Source organism: Brevundimonas sp. NPDC058933 (genome assembly GCF_049315965.1).
Taxonomy (GTDB): domain Bacteria; phylum Pseudomonadota; class Alphaproteobacteria; order Caulobacterales; family Caulobacteraceae; genus Brevundimonas.
Genome location: NZ_JBMOSL010000011.1, coordinates 1 through 21452 on the forward strand (window position 1 = coordinate 1; position 21452 = coordinate 21452).

Consider the following 21452-nt stretch of genomic DNA (forward strand, 5'->3'; position numbering starts at 1 on the left):
CGCCACCCGGTTCGACAGGCTGGCACGCCACTACCTCGCCTTCGTCCACATCGCCGCGTCAATGATCTGGATGCGGTGAATGTCGATTCGTCCTAAGGGATCAGGCCCCTCCGCTCCGGCGGAGGGGCCTTTTTCTTGCGCAAGACATCCAATACCCGCTCATCCCCGCGGAGGCGGGGACCCAGTGCTTTGGCTGCAAGCGACGCGCCTTGAGTCATGGCAGGATTTCAAGCGGAACCGCGTGAGGCTCTCACTGGGTCCCCGCCTCCGCGGGGATGAGCGGGGTTAGGTCGCATCATGAAAGATCAGCCCCAGCGCCATCCGCCGGCCTGCCCGCACCTTGCTGACCCCGTGGCGCATCTGCACGCGATAGTCGCCGCGCGCCCCCGCTACTGGGCGCTCACGCACGGCGAAGATCACCGCCTCGCCCTGTTTCAGCGGCACGACATGGGCCTGTGACTGGGAGCGGTCTGGCGGCTTCCGGCCCTTCTTTCCTCCCCATTTCATGGGGAGGTGGCGCGGACGCAATGCGTCCGTGACGGAGGGGGCGGCGAGACGCTTGATGTAGGGAGAGGGGAATAGGGCAGGGCGGCGTCGCCGCCTCCACCGCTTCGCGGTCCCCCCACGAGTGGGTAGGAAAGGAGCGCCTTAGAACCGGCGGCGCTGCTCGGCCGACTTCAGCGTGGTGCGGACGAATTCGGCGGGCGGGTCCGTCTCGGCCAGGACAGCTTCCTTGATGGCGCGGGGCTCGCCGAACAGGTGGCCCTGGCCCATGCCGATGTCGAGTTCGAGGATGTCGACCACCTGCTTCTCGCTCTCGACCTTCTCGGCGATCAACTCCAGACCGTAACGGCGCGTCAGGGGCGCGAAGTCGGCGGCCTGGATGTCGGGCTGGGTCGGCAGGGGGGCGGCGCCGTCCAGGTCCAGCAGTTGCTCGATCAGCAGGTCGGCGGCCACCTTGATGAAGCGCACGTCCGAGCGTTGCAGGTCGGCGAAGTCCAGATCCAGCGTCTGCACCTTGTCGATGGAGAAGCGGAAGCCCAGGTCCGCCAGCTTGGCCATGTTTCGGGCCTCGGCGGCGCCGCGCGCGTCAAAGGTCGCCTGACCCAGTTCGAAGATCAAGGCGTCCTTCAGGTCGCGGTTCTGGCTGAGGAAGTCGAGGAACTGGGGGAAGAAGGTCTCGTCGCCCAGCGAGGCCAGCGACACGTTGCAGAAGACGCCGACCTTGCGGTCCTGACGCGCCAGACGGCGCACGATCTGGGCGCAGCGGAACAGCAGCAGGTTGTCGATGGCGGGCAGCAGGCCCTCACCCTCGGCCACCGACAGGTATTCGGCGGGCATCATGACCCGGTTGGACGGATCACGCAGGCGGGTGAAGCTCTCGTAGAAGACGGTCCGGCGCTGGGGCAGGGTGACGACCGGCTGCAGATAGAGGTCGATGCGGTTTTCCGTCAGGGCGTCGTGGACGGTCTTCAGCAGGGTGTTGGACTGGACCTGACGGCGGCCCTCATAGGTGTCGGCGGTGATCGGCGAGGTCGCCAGACGCTCGTCGATCGACTCGCTCATCTGCTGGACCAGACCCTCCAGCATCCGCACCTCGCCGGTCAGGGCGTCGGTGCGCGAAAGGGCGCCGCTCTCGATGGCCTCGGCCAGTTCGGTCAGGGCGCCTTGGGTCGACTCCATCGCATCGGCCAGCAGGCGGTGCGCCTCGCGGACCTTGGCGATCTCCTTGCGCAGGGCGCGGCGGTCCAGAACCCCCGCCACGGCGGCGTGGAGCCCGACCAGAACGCCCAGGGCGCCCAGGACACCCGCTGCGCCCGCCCCCGCGCCCATACCGGCGCGCCAGATCGCCGCCCCGATCGTCAGGGACAGGAACAGGTAGCCGAAGAACAGAAATCCGCCCGTAATCTTGCGCATGGGACCGGTGTTGAGCCGCCTTTCCCGTATGGAATCGGCCAAGTATCAGGGTAACTAGAGGTAACGGCTAGGGTTGGAACACAGAAATCCGACCAAATGGGAGGTTAAGGCGTGGAATTGTTCGATCTGAGCGGCAAGGTCGCTGTCATCACCGGCTCATCCAAGGGCATTGGCAAGGCGATCGCCGAGCGCCTGGCGGAGCACGGCGCCCGCGTGGTCATCTCGTCGCGCAAGGCCGGGCCCTGCGACGAGGTCGCCGCAGCCATCAATGAAAAACACGGCGCGGGCCGCGCCATCGCCATCCCCGCCAACATCGCCTCCAAGGAAGACCTGCAACGTCTGACGGACGAGACGAACAGCGCGTTCGGCCAGATCGACATCCTGGTCTGCAACGCGGCGACCAACCCCTATGCCGGACCGATGGCGGGCATCGCCGACGACCAGTTCGAGAAGATTCTCCAGAACAACGTCATCTCCAACCACTGGCTGATCCAGATGGTCGCGCCGCAGATGCTGGCGCGCAAGGACGGAGCCATCCTGGTGATCTCTTCCATCGGCGGCTTGCGCGGCAACGCTTTGATCGGCGCCTACAACATTTCCAAGGCCGCCGACATGCAGCTGGTGCGCAACCTGGCGGTGGAGTTCGGGCCGTCGAACGTGCGCGTCAACTGCATCGCACCCGGTCTGGTCCAGACCGATTTCGCCAAATACCTGTGGGAGAACCCGGAGCTGCTGAAGACGGTGACGGACCCTGCGCCGCTGAAAAGGATCGGCCAGCCGGATGAAATCGCCGGCACGGCGGTCTATCTGTGCAGCCCTGCCTCGGCCTATGTGACCGGACAGACCCTGGTCGTGGACGGCGGACTGACGATTGCCTGGTGAAGACGAAAACAAGGTCGGGTTTTTCCAAGACCTGAACTGGCGGCTGGAGGCCTTCGCGTTCTCGGCGCTGTTCGCGGTGCTGCGAGCCTTGGGCGTCGAAGGCGCCTCCGGTTTCGGCGGCAAGCTGCTGCGCTGGCTCGGCCCGCTGACCGGCACGCACAAGACCGTGACGCGCAACCTGCGCATCGCCTTCCCCGACATGGATCCCGTCGAGCGCGACCGGTTGGCCGTCGATCAGTGGGAGCAGACGGGGCGCACCTTCGCCGAACTGGCGGTCATGGATCGCCTGACGCCCGAAAGCGGTCGCATCGACGTAGTCGGGCTGGAGCGGCTGCACGCCGTCCGCGACGCGGGCAAACCCGTGGTTCTGGTCTCGGGCCATCTGGCCAATTTCGAGGTCATGGCGGCGGTCATCATGGCGGCGGGGGTGCCGTGCCAGGTGACCTATCGCGCGGCCAACAACCCCTACGTCGACGCCCTGATCCGCCAGAGCCGCGAGCGTTACGGCATCAAGCTGTTTGCGCCCAAGGGCGACGGCACGCGCGAGCTGATGGCCGGGATGAAGCGCGGGGAGTCCATCGCCTTGCTGGTCGATCAGAAATACAGCCAGGGACCAGAGGTCGAGTTCTTCGGCCAGCCGGTCAACGCTTCGCCCGGCGCGGCGCGACTGGCGCTGAAGTTCGGCACGGTGATGCAGCCGCTGTCCGTAACGCGCCTGCCGGGCGTCCGCTTTCGCGTCACGGCGCACGAGCCGATCGCCGTGCCTGACACCGGCGACAAGGCCGCTGATGTTCTGGCTGGCATTCAAGCCGTCAACCGCTTCGTCGAGGAGCGGGTGAGGGAACACCCCGTGGACTGGTTCTGGGTCCACAAACGCTGGCCGCCCAAGGTCTATGACGCCATCAGGGCCACAGAAGCCTAGTCGATCACCGAATCGTCGCTGCGTCGGAACGGCCCGGCGTAGTTGTCAGGCTGGGTGCGACGCCGGTCCGGTCCGAAATAGTCGCCACATCGGACAAAGGCGCGCGGTCGCATGATCACGGATTCGATGCGCGAAAGAAGCGCATGCGCGTTGACAGGCTTTGTCACGAATTCGGTGACCCCGGCGTCACGCGCCTCGGTGACGCGCCGCTTTTCCGAATGGCCGGTCATCATGATGATGGGCAGATAGGGATTGGGGCTGTCCTCGGCGTTGCGGATCAGCTGGGTGAAGGTCACGCCGTCCACCGGCAGCATCCGGAAATCGACGATGGCCATGTCCGCTGGTCGCGCTTTCAGCGCCTCAAGCGCCGCGGCGCCGTCGTCCACTTCGCGCACTCGCCCCACGCCTACGGATTTGAGCATGGCCGAGACGATGGCCCGCATATTGGGGTTGTCGTCAGCCAAGAGGATGTCGAGCGATTGCAAGGCGGACATGGAGAACACGACGCGATCTGGCAGGCGGCGAAAGCGCGCCGGGGGCAGGAGGGACTGTTAACGTCAGGCGTCGCGGACTGCGGCCATGAACTCCAGCGAACTCGCGTAGGCCTCCTGGCGATCGACGGACCAGTAGCGCAGCGCAGCCAGCGGAATGGACACGCCGCTGACCGCGCATGTGACATAGGCGCCGGGGCGCAGAACGGCGAACTCGCCATCGCCATAGTGCAGGGTGGCGGGCGAGGGCGAAACGGGAAGCGAAGCGGGCGTCGTCATGCAGCGATGAATGACATGGCTCGTCGCGCGAGACGAGGGGCGAATCGCTGTCATCTCAAAGAAGGCCAAGCGGTGACGGCAGAGGTTGCTTCAGGTCGCTAGAACAGGTCGCCCTGGTCTGCTTCGGGCGGCCTTGGTCGGGGGGCGATCTTGGGCGGAGGCGGGATGACGGCGCGCGGCGCGGCGCCCTCCCCATCGATGGTCGCGCCTTTCGAACCGTCGTTGAAGATGACGCGTACGGCCTGGCCGGCCGACAGGCCGGCGGCGGAGGCGATCATGGCCCCCGCCTCATCCTCGATCCGGGCGAAGCCGGGCTTGGGCCGCTTGGGGTCGAGGGTGGCCAGCGCCCGCGACAGGGCGGCCAGCCGCGTCTCGTCGCGATCCAGCCGCCGCTTCATCGCCGGGGCGAAGCGGTCGGCATAGGCGGCCAGCCGGTCGCCGCGCCGCTCGATGGCGCGGTCCAGCAGGCTCTTGGACAGACGCCCGCCGATGACGGCCAACTGGCGCTCATGCACGGCGACGTTGCGGTGCAGGCCGGACCCTAGACGACTGGCCGCGTGATCCAGCCGCTGCTGCGGCAGGGCCAGCAGGTCTTCAGGCCGGGCGGGCAGGCCGCGGGCGACGGAGCGCAGGCGGGTGCGGCGGTCCTCCAGCAGGCGCGATCCGGCGCGCCCCAGACGGCCCTCCAGATCGGTCAAGGCCCAGCGCAGGTCGGCCAGGACCGGGGTGGCGATCTCGGCCGCGCCGGTCGGGGTGGGCGCGCGGCGGTCGGAGACGAAGTCGATCAGGGTGGTGTCGGTCTCGTGCCCCACGGCCGAGATGATGGGGATGCGAGCCTCGGCCACGGTGCGCGCCAAGCCCTCGTCGTTGAAGCACCACAGGTCCTCGACCGAGCCGCCGCCGCGCGCGACGATCAGCAGGTCGGGGCGGGGGATGGGCCCGTCAGGCGTCATGGCGTCAAAGCCGCGAATGGCGTTCGCCACCTGGCCGCAGGCGGCGTCGCCCTGAACCACCACCGGCCAGACGATGACGCGGCAGGGCCAGCGCTCGGCGATGCGGTGCAGAATGTCGCGGATCACCGCGCCCGTCGGGCTGGTGATGACGCCGATGGTCGCGGGGAAGGTCGGCAGGGGCTTCTTGCGGCCGGGTTCGAACAGGCCCTCGTCGCGCAGACGCGCCTTCAGCCGTTCCAACTGGGCCAGCAGGGCGCCGGCGCCGGCGGGCTCCATGCTTTCAATGACGATCTGATACGACGACCGGGCCGGATAGGAGGTGATCTTGCCGGTGACGATGACTTCCAGACCGCTTTCCGGCTGGGCGCCCAGGCCCTTGACCACGCCCTTCCAGATAACGCCGTCGATGGCCGCCTTGTCGTCCTTCAGCGTCAGATAGACGTGGCCCGAGGCGTGGCGGTTCACCTTGGAGATTTCGCCGCGCAGACGGACGTGGCCGAAGCGGTCCTCCAGCGTGCGCTTCAGCGCGAAGCTGAGCTCCGAGATCGACAGGGGCGGATTATTGTCGCGCGTGGCGGCGGGCGCCTCGGCGGGGCCCTCGAAAGCATAGTCGTCGTCGGAGTTCATGAGGGCACCTTAGCCCGGGTTGTCGCAGGCGGGAACGGCCAGAAGGCGTCGTCCGTTACCATGGTTGATGGACCCCGCCGATCCGCCAGGAACCGATCCCGCAGACCGCGCGCCGCGAGAGCAGCAGTTGTCCCGGCGAAGCAATGCGCCGTCGGTCAGCCCCTGGCTGGTGATCGGCGTCATCCTGTTGCTTGGCGCGGCGATCTACGTCGTCTCAGCCCTGTTTTGAAAACCAAGGAAGCCTGATGAAAGTCTATGCCCTGACCGCCGCCTCCGTCGCCGTCCTTATGCTGGCCGCCTGTGGCGACAACCGCACCGACGACGTGGTGCAGGCGCCCGCGCCTGGCGCACAGCCTGCCGAGGTGACCGAGACCCGCGCCGAGGCAGCGACGGCCGACGCCGCCCTGGCTTTCGGCATGTCGCGCCAGCAACTGGAGGACGCCGACCTTCTTTCGGCCGCCAACACCGATCTCGGTGATGTCGAAAGCCTGGTGCTCGACGCCTCCGGCAAACTGACCCATGTGGTTATCGAACTGGAAGGGCCGGGGGATGTGAAGGTTCAGGTTCCGGTCGATCAGGTTCGCGGTCTGGCGCGCAACAACGGGGCCGACAAGGATCTGACCACGGATCTGACAGCCCAGCAGCTTGCGGCCCTGCCGCGCTGGACGCCGCCGACGCAGTAACCCTGTCTTCCGCTTGACCACGGAGGCTGAGCCGGTCATTTCGCGAGCATGAACATTCTGCTCGTCGGATCGGGGGGGCGCGAACACGCCCTGGCCTGGAAGATCGCCCAGTCGCCGCTGGTCAAGCGGCTCGTCGTCGCGCCGGGCAATCCCGGCATGGCCAGGCACGCCGAGCTGCGGCCTGAGCTAAAAGTCACCGACGCCGAGGGCCTGGCCGCCCTGGCGCGCGAGATGAAGGCGGACCTGGTCGTCGTCGGTCCGGAATCGGCGCTGGCCGAAGGCCTGGCCGACCGGCTGAACGCGGCGGGCATCCCCTGCTTCGGCCCCACCGCCAAGGCGGCCCAGTTGGAAACCTCCAAGGCCTTCTCCAAGGCCTTCCTGCAACGGCACAACATCCCGACGGCAGGCTATGGCGTCTATGAGGACGTGGCCGAGGCCAAGGCGGCGCTGAACAACTATTCCGCTCCCTATGTCATCAAGGCCGACGGCCTGGCCGCGGGCAAGGGCGTGGCCATCAGTCCCGACAAGGCCGACGCCGAGGCCGAGATCGAGCGGATGCTGGGTGGCCGGTTCGGCTCGGCCGGATCGCGCGTGGTGATCGAAGAATTCATGGACGGCGAGGAGGGCTCGCTGTTCGCCCTGTGCGACGGCCAGCGCGCCGTCCTGTTCGGAGGAGCCCAGGACCACAAGCGCGCCTTCGACGGCGACATGGGACCGAATACGGGCGGCATGGGCGCCTATTCCCCGGCGCCGGTCTTCACCCCCGAACTGGTGCAGCAGGCCGACGGGCGAGTGGTGCAGCCGACCATCCGCATGATGGCCGCCGAGGGCGCGCCCTATCGCGGCGTCCTCTACGCCGGGCTGATGGCGACGAATGAAGGCCCCAAGGTGGTCGAGTTCAACGCCCGCTTCGGCGACCCGGAATGCCAGGTGCTGATGATGCGTTTTGACGGCGACATCCTGCCCCTGCTGCTGGCCTGCGCGCGCGGCGACCTGACCAAGGCGCCGGCCCCCCGGTTCAAGGACGGCGTGGTCATCTGTGTGGTTCTGGCGGCAAAGGGTTATCCCGACAGCCCGCTGGAGGGCTCCGTCATTCGGGGCGCCGATCAGGACTTCGGCCCCCATGTCCAGGTCTTCCACGCGGGGACGAAAGAGCGTGACGACGGGACGCTGGTCGCAGCCGGCGGCCGGGTCCTGAACGTTTGCGCCTATGGCGCGGACATCGCCGAGGCGCGGACGCGGGCCTACGAGGCCATCGCCAGGATCGACTGGCCCGGCGGGTTCCACCGCACCGACATCGGCTGGCGGGCGCTGGAGCCGCGTTAGGCGCCTCCGACATCGCCGGCAGGCTCCAGTCGGCCGATCAGGTCATGGCGAACAGCAGGCGGCCGTCGCCCATGCGCTCGCGCAGCGGAACCAGGTCGGCGTGGGACACCGAGAAGCAACCGTAGGACCGACCCAGCTTGCCTTCGCGGGCCAGGAAGGCCGGGTCGGCGTAGTCGGCCCCGTGGATGATGATGGCCCGCTCGCGCGCCCGGTCGTTGGAATACTCCAGCCCGTCCAGCAGCACGTTCGGACCTTGCTGCGAGCCCCAGCTGGCGCCTGCCGTGGCGTAGGCGCCGATCGACGACATGTGGCTGTCCATCTGGTTCGAGAACCGTTGGGCGAACCCCGAATGCGCGGGGTCGGAGCCGCGTCCGTGACTGGTCCGATAGGCGGTGACCCAGCCGCCCTCCAGATCGACTTCGTAGAGGCGATCCTCGCCCGAGAACTTCTGGAAATCGACCAGATACATCCGGTCGCGCTTCGAGATCTTGTGTCCGTGCGTGTCGAGCGCAGCGCGGGCGCGCTCCATCAGATCCTTGCGGACGACCCCGTGCGGATCGATGACCTGGCCGGTCGCTCGCGCCACGGCAACAGGTTGCGGCGTCACGGTCGGGACCGGGGCGACAGGAAGGCTGGCAGGCGCAGCGCCGGCGAGCTGAACGGTAGAGGCGGCGGAGGAACATCCCGCCAACAGGGCCGAACCGCCCAAGATCAAGCCACGTCTGGAAAGCCGCATGCGACGCCCCTCGCACGATTAAACAACTGTGACGGCTTGTTTCACGAAGGCCCTTAACGAAGCAACCTGAGCCTTGGCGAAAGCGGACGAGCGTCTAAGGTGTACGCTGGTGTTCTGGGAGGGACCGATGAAGAAACTGGCTCTGATTGTGGCCGCAGCCACACTGGCGGCGACCTCCGCCCATGCGCAGCAAGCCCCTGCGGTCGCTGCGGTTTCGGCGGAACAGCCGACCACGTTCGTCCAAGTGGGGCGGCTTCTGGCCGACCCGGCCAGCGGTCAGGTGCTTCGAGATAAAACTCTCGTGATCAGAGGGAACCAGGTCGTCGAAATCCGCGACGGCTTCGTAGGCGATGGAAATGTCGTCGATTTGCGCAGCGCCTTCGTCCTGCCCGGCCTGATCGACAGTCACGTCCACCTGACCGGCCAGCAGAGCCCGACCTCGCGCATGGACGAGGTGACCCAGTCGAACGCGGCCCAGGCCATGGTCGGCGCCCGCTATGCGCGCCGCACCCTGAACGCCGGCTTCACCACGGTCGCCGATCTGGGCGCCAGCAACGAGTCGATTTTCGCCCTGCGCGACGCCGTGCGGCGCGGCGACGTGCCGGGACCGCGCATCATCGCCTCAGGCTCGGCCGTATCGGTCCACGGCGGCCACGGCGACGCCAACGGCTATCGCGAGGACATCCTGCATCTGATGTCGCCGGAAAGCGTCTGCTCGGGCGTCGAGGACTGCATGCGAGCCGTCCGGCTTCAGGTCCGCAGCGGCGCCGACATCATCAAGATCACCGCCACTGGCGGCGTCCTGTCCAATACCGCCGCCGGCCTGGCCCAGCAGTTCAGCGAGGACGAACTGGCCGCCATCGTCGCCTCGGCCCACCGGATGGGGCGTCAGGTCACGGCCCACGCCCACGGCGTCGACGGCATCAACGCCTTCCTCAAGGCGGGCGGCGATTCCATCGAACACGGCACCTATCTGGATGACGAGTCCATGCGCCTGTTCAAGACGCACAACGCCTGGCTGGTCCCGACCCTGATGGCCGGCGACTATGTGGCCCGCATCGCCGCCAGCCCCGACAACTTCTTCACCCCGGCCCAGACGGCCAAGGCGCTGGAGGCCGGGCCCAAGATGTTGGACATGGCGCGGCGTGCACACGCGGGCGGCGTCCGCATCGCCTTCGGCACCGACACCGGCGTCTCGGCCCACGGCGACAACGCCCAGGAGTTCGCGCTTCTGGTCCGCGCGGGCCTGACTCCGCTGGAGGCCATCCAGTCCGCCACCGTCGGCGCCGCCGAGCACCTGAAGATCTCGAACGAGGCCGGACGTCTGGCGCCGGGCATGCCGGCCGACCTGATCGCGGTCTCGGGCGATCCGCTCAGTGACGTCACCGAACTGGAACGCGTGCGCTTCGTGATGAAGAGCGGTCAGGTCTTCCGTCAGGATTGACGGTTCAGCCGATCCAGCAGGAAGCCGGCGAAAGCCGCTTCCTGCTCCAGTCGCGCAACCACCGGCCAGGATACGATCCGGTCGCGCCATTCCGGCGGCAGACGCACCCAGTCCTTCTCCGTCGTGACCAGCCCCGCCTCGAACAGAGCCGCGCGGTCCGATAGCAGGGCGAAATCACGCTCGGACAGGGCCGCGTGGTCGGGGAAGGGGACGAAGTCCTTCAGGTCGCAGCCGGCGGCGATCAGCGAGCGCTCGACCTTCCACGGCTTGGCGATGCCGGCGAAGCCGACCTGGGGGCCGGACGGCGGGGCGGCGGCGGGCTCCAAGCGAGCGATGAAGACGGGCAGATCCCCAAAGGCTTCGACCAGTTCGGGATCGGCTTCGGCCAGGTCGGCGGGCAGCAGGATGACGATCGCATCGGCGCGCGCCAGCCCGGCCTTCAGCGGCTCGCGCATCGGACCTGACGGAAACACCGAGCCGTCGCCGAAGGGCCATTCGTCGCCGCGTGTCTCTCCGTCCACGACGACCAGGCTGAGGGTCTTGCTCAACGCCGGGTTCTGATGGGCGTCGTCCAGCACCAGGGCCTCGGCGCCCCCAGCCACGGCGGCGCGCGCCCCGGCCACGCGGTCGCGGGCGATCCAGGCGGGGGCGTCGGCGGCCAGCATCAGCGGCTCGTCGCCCACCTCGGCGGCGGTGTGGACGGCCAGATCGACCTCTACCGGCCCCTCCAGCGTCCCGCCATAGCCGCGCGACAGGGCGGCGGCCTTGATTCCTTGCGTGTGCAGCAGGCGCAGCACCTCGCGCGCGATGGGCGTCTTGCCCGAGCCGCCCACAGTCAGATTACCGATGGAGATGACCGGCGCGCCGGGATCGACCGGCGTGGCGCGGGCGATGCGGCGGGCGGTGACGCGGGCCCAGATCCAGGACGCGGGCTTGAGCAGCGTCCGCGCCACCGGCGCATGGTGACGGTCTCGGCTGTACCACCAGCGGGGCGTGTTCAGCTTCATCGACGGCCTCGCGAGGGGGCGGCGGGCAGATGGGCCTGAAGCGCGAGCCACAGCCGGTCCAGTCCGGCGGCGGCCTCGGCGGCGGCGCGGCGCCCGCGCTCGCCCATGTCGCGCGCCGCATCGGCATCGGCCAGCAGGGCGCCGACGACGGCGGGCAGTTCGGACGGCGACAGGACGGAAACCAGCCCGCCGGACTGTTTCAGCATCCGGGTCACGGCCGCCCAATTGCTGGCGTCGGGGCCGGTGACGACCGGCTTGCCCAGACGGGCCGGCTCCAGCGGATTGTGCCCGCCCACGGCTCCGCCCCCCAGCGCGGGCGCAAACGACCCGCCCATGACCACCACATCGGCCAGCCGCATGAACAGGCCCAGCTCCCCCAGGGTGTCGGCCAGATAGATGTCGGTGTCGTCGGTGATCGGCTGACGCTGGCTGCGCCGGGCGAAGCTGTAGCCGTCCTGGGCCAGCGACCGCGCGATCTCGTCGGCGCGATCCGGGTGGCGCGGCACGACGATCAGGAACAGGCGGTCGGCCAGATGATCCAGCGCCCCGACGACGGCCATTTCCTCATGCTCATGGGTGCTGGCGGCGACGACGACGGGGCGGTCGTCGATCAGAGCCGACAGACGGCCGAACTCGCCCTGGTCATAGGGCAGGGGCTCGCCCGACAGCTTCAGGTTCACCTGACCGTCGACGCGGGCGCCCAAGGCCGTCAGCCGGTCGGCGCTGGCCTGATCCTGCGGCCAGACGTGGGCGAAGCAGGCCATCAGGGCGCGGGCCATGCCGGGGGCCTTTTTCCAGCCCTCAGCGGTCTTGTCGGTGATGCGGGCGCTGACCAGGGCCAGGGCGACGCCGCGCTTCTTCGCCGCCATCAGCAGGTTGGGCCACAACTCGCTCTCGACAAAGACCCCGACGGTGGGCCGCCAGTGGTCGAGGAAGGCGGCGACGGCGGAGGGGCCGTCCACCGGCGCGAACTGGTGGATGACGCCGGGCGGCAGGCGTTTGGCCAGAACCTGGGCCGAGGTCAGCGTGCCGGTGGTGACCAGAACCGTCACGTCGGGGCGGTCCTTCCTGATGCGCTCGGCCAGCGGCAGGATGGACAGGGCCTCGCCGACGCTGACGCCGTGGAGCCAGATCAGCGGCCCGGCGGGGCGCGCTGCACCGGCCAGGCCGAGGCGCTCGTCGACGCGCTGGGGGTCTTCCTTGCCCTGCTTGACGCGGGCGTCGAGCAGGCGCGGGGCCAAGGGCTCGATCAGACGGGTCAGCAGGCGATAGGCGATCAGGGCGGGGCTGAAGATCACGGCCTAGATCCGCTCCAGCCCGGTGATCGCATCGGCGCGGGCCTCGACGGCGGTCAGGCGTTCGGTCCAGTCGGCGGCGACCTCGGCCATCGCGGCGCCTTCGGGATAACAGGCCTTGTCCCAGACTACGGCGCCCTTGCCAAAGGGAAGCGGCAGGACGGCCCGGTCCCAGCTGTTCAGCCGGATCGCCGGCTTGCAGGAAACGCCGATGAACAGGACGGGCGCGCCCGACAGCTTGGCCATCAGGGGCAGGCCCTCGGCCATCTGGCGGGCCGGTCCGCGCGGGCCGTCGGGGGTGACGGCCAGACCGCCGACCTTCAGTTGCTTCAGGCCGTCGCGCAGGGCCTGGGTGCCGCCCTTGGCCTGCTTGGCCTTATCCTTGTTGCTGGAGGACCCGCGCACGGCGGGGATGCCCAGACGACCCACGGCCTTGGCGAAGAACTCGCCATCGGGGCTGAGCGAGACCAGACCCTTGATCGCTTGCGCCCGTTTCATCGGCCAGCAGGCCGGCGCCAAGGCCAGCCGTGCGTGCCAGAAGGCGCACAGGACGCCGCCGCCCTCGGCCCAGACCTCTTCGGCGACCTGCTGGTTCTCATGTTCCCACCGGATGGTGGCGTAGCAGAACCGCATCCACTCCGACAAAATCCAGGCCATGGAGGTCTGGATCACGGGATTGCGCAGCGGCCTCATGCGCCGGTCTCGTCGGGCAGGGGCGAGGCCACGACAGGCGCAGGGCCGTCCAGCGACTGCTGCCGCGCCAGCCGGGCGTAGAGGCCGCCCTTCTTGACCAGGCTGGCGTGGGTTCCCTGTTCGACTACACGCCCTGCCTCGATGACATAGATGCGGTCGGCGTTCTGAACCGTCGATAGGCGGTGGGCGATCATCAGGGTGGCGCGGCCGTGCATCAGCCGCTCCAGCGCCGCCTGGACCAGGGCCTCGCTCTCGGTGTCCAGCGCGCTGGTGGCCTCGTCCAGCAACAGGATGGGGGCGTCTTTCAGGAAGGCGCGGGCGATGGCGATGCGCTGGCGTTGGCCGCCGGACAGCCGCATCCCCGCCTCTCCGACGCGGCTGGCGTAGCCTTCCGGCAGGGCGGTGATGAAGTCATGGGCGGCGGCGAAGCGGGCGGCCTCGATGATCTGTTCGGCGGTGGCGCCCTTGCGGCCATAGGCGATGTTGGCGGCGATGGTGTCGTCGAACAGGAAGGGCTCCTGCGTCACCAGGGCGATGTGATCGCGCAAGGACTGCAGCTTCAGTTCGCGGATGTCACGGCCGTTGACGGTCACGGCCCCGGCGGTGACGTCATAGAAGCGCGGCAACAGCGACAGGATGGTGGACTTGCCGCCGCCTGACGGACCGACCAGGGCGATGGTCTCGCCCGGCGCGACGTGCAGGCTGACGTCCGACAGGGTCGGCGCGGCGCCGTCGTCGCTGGCGTGATAGGCAAACGACACGTGGTCTAGAGCCACGGTGACGGGACCGGTCGCCAATTCGACCGCCTCGGTCGCCTCGCGGATCTCCGGTTCGATGTCCAGGGCGGTGAACAGGCGGCGGGACGCCGTCAGGCCTTCGCTGAGGACGGTGGTCAGGTTGGTGACCTGACGCAGGGCCTGACCGGCCAGCAGCAGCATGCCGATGAAGGAGGCGAAGGCGCCGACCGTCATCTGTCCCTGGCTGGCGCTCCATCCCGCGTAGGCCATGACGGCGGCGACGATGGCGTAGGCGACGATGTCGCTGGCCGGGCCTGCGAAGGCCCGGCTGTCGGAGCCCTTGATGATGTGGCGTTGGCGACGGGCGATGACCTCGCCGACGCGGGCTTCCTCGGCCGCCTCGCGGTTCTCGATCTTGATGACGCGGACGCCGTCCAGGTTCTCCATCAGGGCGCTGGACAGGGCTTCGGTCTCGACCATGGCTCCGCGTGCGGCCTTGCGCGACTTCTTGCCGAAGCGGCGGATGATCCAGCTGACCACCGGCACGCCCAAGAGGACGATCAGCGTCAGCGGCAGGTCGATGAAGCTCATGGCGATGATGACGCCCAGCAGCATCAGGGCGTTCTGGGTGTAGTTGACCACGCCCGAGGTGAAGGCCTCGCGCACCAGGTTGGCGTCGAACAGGACGGACGAGACGAAACTGCCGGAGTGCTGGCTGCGCAGTCGCGACAGGTCGGCCCGGATCATGCCCGAGAAGAGCTGCTTCTGGATGTCGCCGACAATGCCGTGGCCCAGCCGGTTTACCAGCGCCGCCTGCGCCGCCATGGCCAGCGAGCGCACCACCGCCACCAAGATGATGAACAGCGGAATGAGGATCAGCACCCTGTCCTGCGGGATGGTGACCAGTCCCCACACCCGAACCGGTCCCTCGTGTTTCGTAAACAGCAGGTCGATCGCCGGCTCGAGGAATTTAAGCAGCAGAGCCGTCAGTCCGCCCGAAACGGCAGCGCACAACATGGAGGCGAAGAAGGCCGGCTTGTGCCGGGACAGGTAGTCGCGCCAGATCCGGCCCAGAAGCGGCCGCAGAGGTTCGCGGGAGTCAGAAGCGGGCGCGGGAACGGTCATTGCTTCTCGGTCGAACGGGACGGGCGTCAAGTCAAGCCGCCGCCGCCAAGCTGATGGGTGACGCCGGCTGGTTTCGTCGCTATCTCCGGCCTATGGCGCGCTATGATCTGACAACGTCGTTTGGCCGGTTCAAGGCGCACTGGTCCTATTTCTGGGCCGATCACGCCTTCCTGCGCACGGCCTTCACCAACGCCCATTGGCTGGGGCCTGATCTGGTGCGCACCAACCAGCCGTCGCCTGGCCAGCTGGCCTATTGGAAACGGCGCGGGATCAAGACCGTCATCAATCTGCGCGGTCAGCGCGATGAGGCCTACTACTGGTTGGAGAAGGACGCCTGCGAGCGTCTGGGCCTGACCCTGATCGACGCGCCGCTGGATTCGCGCGATCCGCCGGGCCGCGACCGCATCGACCGGGCGCGCGAACTGTTCCGCACCATCGAATATCCGGCCCTGATCCACTGCAAGTCGGGCGCGGATCGGGCGGGGATGATGGCGGTGCTCTATCGCCACTTCCATCTGGGCGAGCCGGTCTCGGCGGCTATGTCGGAGTTGGGCAAGCGGACTCTGCACAGTCGCGAGGGCCTGACCGGGGTGCTGGACTATGTGCTGGAGAAATACGTCAACGAGATCGAGCCCACCGGCGTCAGCTTCGAAGACTGGATCGCCGGCGCGGCCTACGACCCCAAGGCGATCCGCGCCGAGTTCAAGGCCGGCTGGTGGGGCAAGCTGGTGGTCGACCGCCTGCTGAAGCGCGAGTAGGGGCCTAGCCCCAGGGCCCGCTCTTGGGACCTTGCTGCGCCGTCTCGGCGTCGCGGCGCGCCTTGCGATCGGCTTCCCATTGGCGGAACCAGCGGGCGTAGTTTCGCTCCCTGCCCAGAACGATCAGCCAGAGGGCCAGCACGCTGACAAGGGAGATGATTCCGAACAGTTGTTGTCCATCAAGGGTCTGGCCGAACAGGGTCACGGTCCTGGCTCCGATTTACGCGCGGGCTGATGAGGCGTCGATTCCGCAGGGGTGATGGGATCATTCCAGGCGGTGTCCTGATCCTCGCCCGGACGGGGCGTGTGCGCGGGGCCTCGGCGGACGACCCAGACGATGGCCGCCACGGCCAGGATCACCAGCAGAAGGACGATCAGGGTAGGCATCATGGCGAGCACCTGTTCAGAAACGCCAAAGGCGGCTGACGGGAAAGCGCGTCAGCCGCCTGTGCGGTTCCGAAAACCTCGCTGCGACCTAAACGCCGCGGTTCACGCTTCCGAGCGCGGGTCGATCAGCTTGTGCGCGTGCAGGATGAAGTAGCGCATGTGAGCGTTGTCGACCGTGGCCTGGGCGCGGGCCTTCCAGGCCTGCTTGGCTTCGTCATAGCTGCCGAAGGCGCCGACGAACTCGACCTCTTTCAGGTCGCGGAAGACAGGCTCGGCCGGGTGGCGCATCTCGCCGCCGATGACGAGGTGAAGAAGTTGAGGATCGTGGGCGTCGGCCATGGAGAGGGGGTCCATTGCGAAAGGGAATGTCAGATCGCCAGCGGGATAGGCGCTGTGCGCCTCACGATCAACGGGTGAAGGGCCGGCGCAGCGCAGATCAGGCTGGTTTGACGCGGATCGGGGCGATTAAACCGCCACGGACGGCCCATATGGTCGCTGACCCTGGCCCCGGCCTCTTCGGCGATCAGTGCGCCGGCGCAGACGTCCCAGTCCCATTTGGGGCTGATGGCGATGGCCGCGTCAAAGGCCCCGGCGGCGACCAGGGCCATGCGATAGGCCAGGGCGTTGCGCTTGGTGAAGCGCATTTCCGGCCAGGGCTCGGCCCATTCGCGCGCCTCCATCAACCGCGCGTCGGCCAGAAGTTCGGCGTCTTCCAGCGTGTCTGTGTCCGAGGCGCTGATGGGGCGGCCCTGCAGCCGGGCGCCGCCGCCCAGGGTGGCCTCGAACATCTCGCCCAGCATGGGGGCGTGGATGACGGCGGCGACGGGACGGCCGTCCTCGACCACGGCGATGGGCACGCACCACCACGGCTTGTTCTTCATATAGGCGACGGTCCCGTCGATCGGATCGACGACGAAGATGCGCGTCTTCGTCAGGCGCTCGGGACTATCGACCGTTTCCTCAGACAGCCAGCCGTAGTCGGGGCGGGCGGTCAGAAGGGCGTCTTTCAAAAGCTGGTCCACCGCCAGATCGGCGCTGGTGACGGGCGAGCCGCCCTCCTTGGACCAGACCTTCAGGCCGGCTTCTCGATGTTCGAGCGCCAGCCGACCGGCGGCCAGGGCCGCGTCGCGGATCAGTTCGAGATCGGCGAGAAGGTCGGTCATTTTCCGGCGACAGCCACCGCGTCGAACATCAGGGAGGGGCTGTTGAAGGACCCGCGGAACTCCAGATCCGCCCCCCGCACCAGTCGGGCGTAGAGCTCGATCAGGTTGCCCGCCACGGTCACTTCGCTGACCGGATAGGCCAGTTGGCCGTCCTCGAACCAGAAACCGGACACCCCGGCGGACCAGTCGCCGGTGTTGCCGTTCAGCGAGGGGCCGAACATGGAGGTGATCAGCAGGCCCGATCCGGCCTCGGCCATCAGGCCCGCCTTGTCGTGCTCGCCCGGCGTCAGATGCAGGTTGTGGGTCGAGACGCCGGACGGTCCGGCCAGACCGCGCGAGGCGTGGCCGGTCGAGGCCATCCCCAGCTGGGCGGCGGCGGCGCTGTTCAGCAGCCAGGTGGTGATGACGCCGTCCTCGACGATGTTGCGCCGCTCGACCTCCACGCCTTCGTCGTCGAACGGGGTCGAGCCCAGGCCGCGCAGGCGGAAGGGATCGTCGATCATGTCCACGCCCGCGGGCAGGACCCTTTGACCCAGCTTGTCCTTCAGGAAGGAGCTGCCGCGCGCGATGGCCGGGCCGGAAATGGCGCCCAGCAGCGGCGACAGCACCTGGGTGGCGATGCGGTTCTCGAAGATGACCGGGGCGGTGGTCGAGGCGATCTTGCGCGGGCCGACGCGGGCCACGGCGCGTTCGCCGGCCTTCAGGCCGATGTCGGCGGCGCCCGGCAGGTCGGACAGGTAGCGGGTGGCGCGGCTCTCGCCGCCGCGCTCCATGGCCCCGTCCTTTTCGGCGATGACGCCGACGCCCAGCGAGAAGGCGCTGCCCTTGTGACGGCCGTCGAAGCCGTGCGAGGTGACCAGCCGCCATTCGCTGGCCGACCAGGAGGCGTGACCGCCTTCCGACTTGGATACGCCCGCGACGCCGAGCGCTGCGGCCTCCGCCTCGGCGGCAGCGGCTTCCAGCGCCTCGGCGGTGCGTTCGGACGGGTCGAACAGGTCGAGGTCGGCGTGCGGCCCCTGGGCCAGACGGTCCTGCGGCGCCAGACCCGCATAGGGGTCTTCGGGCGCCAGTCGGGCCATGGCCACGGCGCGTTCGACCAGACGGGCGCGGGTCGCGTCGGACAGGTCCGAGGCGGAGACCGTCGCCTGACGCCGCCCGACGAAGACGCGCAGGCCCAGGTCGCGGGCCTCCTCGCGCTCGACCTCTTCCAGTTCGGCGTTGCGCACGCCGACGGACAGGGAGGCGCGGTGAGCGGAGACCGCCTCGGCGGCGTCGGCGCCGGCCTTCAGCGCGGCGGCGACCAGATCATGGAGGATGTCGGGGGAGGGCGTCTTATCGGACATGCCCCGATATGGCGGACCCGACCCCGCATCGCAACAAGAAGGCTTAGATCACCGACCAGGCGATCAGGCTGACCGACGCCACCAGCAAAGCCAGCCAGGTCAGGACCATGCCGGTCACCCGGCCCAGCGACGGCCCTTTCTGGAACAGCAGGCCCAGGGCGTGGATGACCCGGCCCGCGAACAGCACGCCGCCGACGCCGTGGATCAGCAGGGGCGGGGCGCCGACAAAGGCCAGCAGGATCAGGCCGCAGATGCCCGCCGGGATGTATTCCGCCGCGTTGCCGAAGGCGCGGACGGCGGGCGTCATCTCGGGATTTCCGCCGTCCCCGAACTCGATCAGATGCCGACGCCGACGGCTGACCACCACGCTGGACAGGACCAGCAGCAGCAGGATCAGCAGCCCGCCCCACAGGGTCGCGGCTTGAATCGAGGGGACCATGCTCACTTCTCCCGTCCGACCGGATAGAGGCGGAAGCGCTGATCATAGAAGGGCGTGCGCTCATAGAACCAGGCCAGACGCGCGTCGCCGTCGGCGGCGAAGGCGGGATCGGCCGCCAGCCTGGCCTCGAACTCGGCCTTCAGCGCCGGATCGGCGGCCAGCATCTTTTCGGCCAGGGGCGCGATGGCGTAAGCCTCGATGTATTCGACGCGGTTCAGCACCTCGGGGAACATGCCCCAGGCGAAGAAGCTCTCGCTCGACTGCGGCTCCAGCAGCAGGATGGCGACGTCGCCCATCAGCTGATCGGTCGGCACGCGCACCGAACCGACGGGATAGGTCCAGTCCTTGGCTTCGGCGCGGACCTCGCTGACCGTGATCGGCACATGGCCTTCATTGGTGCGGCCCGAGACCTTGGGATCGACCAGGCGCAGCATGTCGACCGCCACCGTGCGCGGCGCGGCCAGGGTCTCCATCTGCACGCCGTGCATCTTCAGCCGCTCGATGATATCGGCGCGATAGGACGGCACCCAGTAGGCGGTCGGGCGCGTCAGCGTCAGGGTCGGGCTGGAGCCGAAGTAGGGCACCTGCCACAGCTCCGGGTCCGGCTGGCCCAGCCAGCGCAGTTCGGGACGGCCCGAGGCGGCGCTGTCGTAGGTGTCATAGAGGATGCCCTTGAACGGGCGCATCCGCGTCGGCTGCTCGTCGCCCTTGAAGTTGGCGGGCAGTTCGGCGGGCCGCAGGGCGCGGTCGGCGCTGATGGCGGCGCGCAGGGTCTGGGATTTCTCGGCCAGAACCTTCAGCGCTTCTTCCAGGAAGACATAGGTGCCCAGAACCCGCTGTTCGTGCGGCTTCAGGCTGTGGTTTTCGATCAGGATGGTCGGGACATGGGCCGCCGAGCCCCAGCCGTTGGAATAGCGCTCGCCCAGACCGCCGTCGTTCATGCCCTTCTTCGGGTCGCGGTCGTCGATGGCGAAGACCAGTTCGCCGGGGATATGCCCTTGCGCCTCCAGGGCGGCGTTCATCTCGGGCTTGAAGGCCTCGTCCAGCCATTTGGCGATGGCCGGGCTGCGGCTCCAGACGCCGTCCTCGCCGTTGTAGCCATAGGTGACGTCGTATTGATAATCGATGCCGTCGGTGACGTGGATGTCGACGTAGAGGTCCGGCTGATACTTGTGGATCAGGCCCATGACGGCCTGCATCTCGGCCTGGTCCAGCTTCATGAAGTCGCGGTTCAGGTTCTGGTTGGTCGCCGTGTGACGCCAGCCCTGGTTGCGCGGTCCGCGCTGGTTGGGCCGCGAATAGGGGCCGGTGCGCTCATGCCCGTCCACGCTCAGGATCGGGATCAGGATCAGGTTGGCCCGGTCCAGCAGGCCGTCCTTGCCGTAAAACGCCATGTCGCGCAGCAGCATCATGCCCGCGTCCTTGCCGTCGATCTCGCCCGGATGGATGCCGGCCTGGGCCAGCAGGACGGGCTTGGACGGATCAAGCGTCGCGCCGTCCTTGGACGCGATCACCGCATAAATGGGCCGCCCTTCCGGCGAGACGCCGAACTGCTCGATGCGGATCAGGTCGCTGGCCGCGTCCAGCCGGTCGAACCAGGCGCGCGTGTCGGCGTAGGAGGGCGAGAAGTCATGCGTCGCATCGGCCTCGAAGGCCGTGACCCAGGGATCGGAGGCGTCGCGCAGCAGGGCCTTGGACGCGCCGTTCCACGCAGGCGCCGGCGGCAGGAAGGCCTGATCCCAAGGGGCGACGTTGGTGACGGAAGCCGGGGGCGTGGACTGTGACATGGCGGGACTCGACGCGAGGGCCGCGACGGCGGCGAGGAACAGGCTGATGCGCATGTCCTGTCTTCCGTCGTCGCGGCTCTGCTGGCAACCCCGCTTAGCCGCGGCGCTTGGCTTCCAGTCGCTCGACCGTGGCCTGGGCGGTCTGGCGACGCGTAGCGTGGCTCTGCCATTCTTGGCGTTGGGCCTCGGTCAGGCCGCCAGCGGCCGTGTTCGCATCTTCCAGGGCGGCGATCTTGTCGTCCAGTTCCGCCACCTCGTCCTGAGCGGCCTCAAGGCTCTCTCTCTCGGCTTCGCTGAGGCGGGGGCGCGGGCGTGGAGGGGTGCGGGGCTGGGCGCCGGAACCTACGCGAACCTGAGCATCTGCAGGCGAAGCCAGCGTGGTCGCGACGGGGACGGCGATCAGAACGGCAAGAACGATAGGGAGAACGCGCTTCATGGTAGCTCCGACAGAGAAGGTC

General features: G+C 68.3%; 23 protein-coding genes and 1 pseudogene. 6 read left to right on the forward strand and 18 right to left on the reverse strand.

All coding sequences use genetic code 11. The annotated features are described in order from the left end of the window. Positions 1–285: 285 nt before the first annotated feature. Positions 286–468: pseudogene (locus tag ACOZBP_RS14655) on the reverse strand (2OG-Fe(II) oxygenase); the annotation flags it as partial. Positions 469–648: 180 nt separating this feature from the next. Beyond that, positions 649–1917 carry an EAL domain-containing protein gene (locus ACOZBP_RS14660; RefSeq protein WP_422677059.1) on the reverse strand — a complete coding sequence of 423 codons (1269 nt, stop codon included), beginning with the start codon at positions 1915–1917 and terminating at the stop codon, positions 649–651. 111 nt (positions 1918–2028) lie between these two features. Here ACOZBP_RS14660 and ACOZBP_RS14665 point away from each other — a divergent pair, with 111 nt between their 5' ends. After that, entirely contained in the window at positions 2029–2799 is a 771-nt protein-coding gene (locus ACOZBP_RS14665) for an SDR family NAD(P)-dependent oxidoreductase (RefSeq protein ID WP_422677060.1), read from the forward strand. Beyond that, positions 2789–3721, forward strand: a complete 933-nt coding sequence (locus tag ACOZBP_RS14670; RefSeq protein WP_422677061.1) for a lysophospholipid acyltransferase family protein — start codon at positions 2789–2791, stop codon at positions 3719–3721. Before ACOZBP_RS14665 ends, ACOZBP_RS14670 begins: the two co-directional genes overlap by 11 nt. Here the strand turns inward: ACOZBP_RS14670 and ACOZBP_RS14675 are convergent. The 3 genes from ACOZBP_RS14675 to xseA all read right to left on the reverse strand — a co-directional run bounded on the left by ACOZBP_RS14675 (position 3718) and on the right by xseA (position 6071). Next, positions 3718–4215 (reverse strand): response regulator, encoded by a 498-nt coding sequence (locus ACOZBP_RS14675; protein ID WP_422677062.1) that lies wholly within the window; start codon positions 4213–4215, stop codon positions 3718–3720. The two genes, ACOZBP_RS14670 and ACOZBP_RS14675, sit on opposite strands and share 4 nt — an antisense overlap. A 63-nt stretch (positions 4216–4278) precedes the next feature. Next, positions 4279–4491 carry a DUF2093 domain-containing protein gene (locus ACOZBP_RS14680; protein WP_422677063.1) on the reverse strand — a complete coding sequence of 71 codons (213 nt, stop codon included), beginning with the start codon at positions 4489–4491 and terminating at the stop codon, positions 4279–4281. A gap of 98 nt (positions 4492–4589) precedes the next feature. Further along, entirely contained in the window at positions 4590–6071 is a 1482-nt protein-coding gene (xseA, locus tag ACOZBP_RS14685) for an exodeoxyribonuclease VII large subunit (RefSeq protein WP_422677064.1), read from the reverse strand. A gap of 245 nt (positions 6072–6316) precedes the next feature. Here xseA and ACOZBP_RS14690 point away from each other — a divergent pair, with 245 nt between their 5' ends. After that, positions 6317–6754: a hypothetical protein gene (locus ACOZBP_RS14690; protein ID WP_422677065.1), complete on the forward strand. Its 438-nt coding sequence runs from the start codon at positions 6317–6319 to the stop codon at positions 6752–6754. Between the two features lie 48 nt (positions 6755–6802). Next, complete coding sequence (gene purD / locus ACOZBP_RS14695) at positions 6803–8080, forward strand: phosphoribosylamine--glycine ligase (RefSeq protein WP_422677066.1); 1278 nt, start codon at positions 6803–6805, stop codon at positions 8078–8080. Positions 8081–8117: 37 nt separating this feature from the next. Here the strand turns inward: purD and ACOZBP_RS14700 are convergent, their stop codons facing one another. Beyond that, positions 8118–8816 carry a murein L,D-transpeptidase catalytic domain-containing protein gene (locus ACOZBP_RS14700; RefSeq protein WP_422677067.1) on the reverse strand — a complete coding sequence of 233 codons (699 nt, stop codon included), beginning with the start codon at positions 8814–8816 and terminating at the stop codon, positions 8118–8120. Positions 8817–8943: 127 nt separating this feature from the next. Here ACOZBP_RS14700 and ACOZBP_RS14705 point away from each other — a divergent pair, with 127 nt between their 5' ends. Further along, the gene (locus ACOZBP_RS14705; RefSeq protein ID WP_422677068.1) at positions 8944–10260 is read left to right on the forward strand and encodes an amidohydrolase family protein; all 1317 of its coding nucleotides are present in this window, start codon (positions 8944–8946) and stop codon (positions 10258–10260) included. Here the strand turns inward: ACOZBP_RS14705 and lpxK are convergent. From lpxK to ACOZBP_RS14725, 4 genes are read right to left on the reverse strand one after another with little or no spacing between them, the layout of a single operon-like run. Further along, on the reverse strand, positions 10251–11267 hold the full coding sequence (gene lpxK / locus ACOZBP_RS14710) for a tetraacyldisaccharide 4'-kinase (protein ID WP_422677069.1): 1017 nt from the start codon (positions 11265–11267) through the stop codon (positions 10251–10253). The genes ACOZBP_RS14705 and lpxK overlap by 10 nt on opposite strands. Further along, a complete protein-coding gene (locus ACOZBP_RS14715; protein ID WP_422677070.1) occupies positions 11264–12565 on the reverse strand; it encodes a 3-deoxy-D-manno-octulosonic acid transferase in 1302 nt (433 codons plus the stop codon). Before ACOZBP_RS14715 ends, lpxK begins: the two co-directional genes overlap by 4 nt. A 3-nt stretch (positions 12566–12568) precedes the next feature. Then, entirely contained in the window at positions 12569–13255 is a 687-nt protein-coding gene (locus ACOZBP_RS14720) for a lysophospholipid acyltransferase family protein (RefSeq protein WP_422677071.1), read from the reverse strand. Continuing rightward, positions 13252–15117, reverse strand: coding sequence for an ABC transporter ATP-binding protein (locus ACOZBP_RS14725; protein ID WP_422677072.1), 1866 nt, complete (start codon positions 15115–15117; stop codon positions 13252–13254). Before ACOZBP_RS14725 ends, ACOZBP_RS14720 begins: the two co-directional genes overlap by 4 nt. Positions 15118–15209: 92 nt before the next feature. Between ACOZBP_RS14725 and ACOZBP_RS14730 the strand changes: the two genes are divergently transcribed. Continuing rightward, complete coding sequence (locus tag ACOZBP_RS14730) at positions 15210–15875, forward strand: fused DSP-PTPase phosphatase/NAD kinase-like protein (protein WP_422677151.1); 666 nt, start codon at positions 15210–15212, stop codon at positions 15873–15875. Positions 15876–15879: 4 nt separating this feature from the next. Here the strand turns inward: ACOZBP_RS14730 and ACOZBP_RS14735 are convergent, their stop codons facing one another. The 8 genes from ACOZBP_RS14735 to ACOZBP_RS14770 form a co-directional block, all read right to left on the reverse strand. Beyond that, entirely contained in the window at positions 15880–16080 is a 201-nt protein-coding gene (locus ACOZBP_RS14735; RefSeq protein ID WP_422677073.1) for a hypothetical protein, read from the reverse strand. After that, positions 16077–16265, reverse strand: coding sequence for a hypothetical protein (locus ACOZBP_RS14740; RefSeq protein WP_422677074.1), 189 nt, complete (start codon positions 16263–16265; stop codon positions 16077–16079). Before ACOZBP_RS14740 ends, ACOZBP_RS14735 begins: the two co-directional genes overlap by 4 nt. Before the next feature lie 99 nt (positions 16266–16364). After that, on the reverse strand, positions 16365–16616 hold the full coding sequence (locus tag ACOZBP_RS14745; protein WP_422677075.1) for a DUF4170 domain-containing protein: 252 nt from the start codon (positions 16614–16616) through the stop codon (positions 16365–16367). Positions 16617–16630: 14 nt separating this feature from the next. After that, positions 16631–17425 carry a 3'(2'),5'-bisphosphate nucleotidase CysQ gene (locus tag ACOZBP_RS14750; RefSeq protein ID WP_422677076.1) on the reverse strand — a complete coding sequence of 265 codons (795 nt, stop codon included), beginning with the start codon at positions 17423–17425 and terminating at the stop codon, positions 16631–16633. After that, complete coding sequence (locus ACOZBP_RS14755; RefSeq protein ID WP_422677077.1) at positions 17422–18768, reverse strand: TldD/PmbA family protein; 1347 nt, start codon at positions 18766–18768, stop codon at positions 17422–17424. Before ACOZBP_RS14755 ends, ACOZBP_RS14750 begins: the two co-directional genes overlap by 4 nt. Positions 18769–18811: 43 nt before the next feature. Next, entirely contained in the window at positions 18812–19207 is a 396-nt protein-coding gene (locus tag ACOZBP_RS14760; RefSeq protein WP_333611599.1) for an MAPEG family protein, read from the reverse strand. A 2-nt stretch (positions 19208–19209) separates the two neighbouring features. Next, positions 19210–21048 (reverse strand): M14 family metallopeptidase, encoded by a 1839-nt coding sequence (locus ACOZBP_RS14765; protein ID WP_422677078.1) that lies wholly within the window; start codon positions 21046–21048, stop codon positions 19210–19212. A gap of 40 nt (positions 21049–21088) precedes the next feature. Further along, entirely contained in the window at positions 21089–21430 is a 342-nt protein-coding gene (locus ACOZBP_RS14770) for a hypothetical protein (RefSeq protein ID WP_422677079.1), read from the reverse strand. Positions 21431–21452 lie beyond the last annotated feature (22 nt).

Excerpts from the sequence above, each read along its gene's own strand:
- purD (WP_422677066.1), top strand. The coding sequence starts at position 6,803 with ATGAACATTCTGCTCGTCGGATCGGGGGGGCGCGAACACGCCCTGGCC.
- ACOZBP_RS14700 (WP_422677067.1), bottom strand. The coding sequence starts at position 8,816 with ATGCGGCTTTCCAGACGTGGCTTGATCTTGGGCGGTTCGGCCCTGTTG.
- lpxK (WP_422677069.1), bottom strand. The coding sequence starts at position 11,267 with ATGAAGCTGAACACGCCCCGCTGGTGGTACAGCCGAGACCGTCACCAT.
- ACOZBP_RS14760 (WP_333611599.1), bottom strand. The coding sequence starts at position 19,207 with ATGGTCCCCTCGATTCAAGCCGCGACCCTGTGGGGCGGGCTGCTGATC.
- ACOZBP_RS14725 (WP_422677072.1), bottom strand. The coding sequence starts at position 15,117 with ATGACCGTTCCCGCGCCCGCTTCTGACTCCCGCGAACCTCTGCGGCCG.
- ACOZBP_RS14750 (WP_422677076.1), bottom strand. The coding sequence starts at position 17,425 with ATGACCGACCTTCTCGCCGATCTCGAACTGATCCGCGACGCGGCCCTG.
- ACOZBP_RS14675 (WP_422677062.1), bottom strand. The coding sequence starts at position 4,215 with ATGTCCGCCTTGCAATCGCTCGACATCCTCTTGGCTGACGACAACCCC.
- ACOZBP_RS14680 (WP_422677063.1), bottom strand. The coding sequence starts at position 4,491 with ATGACGACGCCCGCTTCGCTTCCCGTTTCGCCCTCGCCCGCCACCCTG.
- ACOZBP_RS14690 (WP_422677065.1), top strand. The coding sequence starts at position 6,317 with ATGAAAGTCTATGCCCTGACCGCCGCCTCCGTCGCCGTCCTTATGCTG.
- ACOZBP_RS14755 (WP_422677077.1), bottom strand. The coding sequence starts at position 18,768 with ATGTCCGATAAGACGCCCTCCCCCGACATCCTCCATGATCTGGTCGCC.
- ACOZBP_RS14705 (WP_422677068.1), top strand. The coding sequence starts at position 8,944 with ATGAAGAAACTGGCTCTGATTGTGGCCGCAGCCACACTGGCGGCGACC.
- ACOZBP_RS14730 (WP_422677151.1), top strand. The coding sequence starts at position 15,210 with ATGGCGCGCTATGATCTGACAACGTCGTTTGGCCGGTTCAAGGCGCAC.
- ACOZBP_RS14740 (WP_422677074.1), bottom strand. The coding sequence starts at position 16,265 with ATGATGCCTACCCTGATCGTCCTTCTGCTGGTGATCCTGGCCGTGGCG.
- ACOZBP_RS14765 (WP_422677078.1), bottom strand. The coding sequence starts at position 21,048 with ATGCGCATCAGCCTGTTCCTCGCCGCCGTCGCGGCCCTCGCGTCGAGT.
- ACOZBP_RS14770 (WP_422677079.1), bottom strand. The coding sequence starts at position 21,430 with ATGAAGCGCGTTCTCCCTATCGTTCTTGCCGTTCTGATCGCCGTCCCC.
- ACOZBP_RS14720 (WP_422677071.1), bottom strand. The coding sequence starts at position 13,255 with ATGAGGCCGCTGCGCAATCCCGTGATCCAGACCTCCATGGCCTGGATT.
- ACOZBP_RS14660 (WP_422677059.1), bottom strand. The coding sequence starts at position 1,917 with ATGCGCAAGATTACGGGCGGATTTCTGTTCTTCGGCTACCTGTTCCTG.
- xseA (WP_422677064.1), bottom strand. The coding sequence starts at position 6,071 with ATGAACTCCGACGACGACTATGCTTTCGAGGGCCCCGCCGAGGCGCCC.
- ACOZBP_RS14745 (WP_422677075.1), bottom strand. The coding sequence starts at position 16,616 with ATGGACCCCCTCTCCATGGCCGACGCCCACGATCCTCAACTTCTTCAC.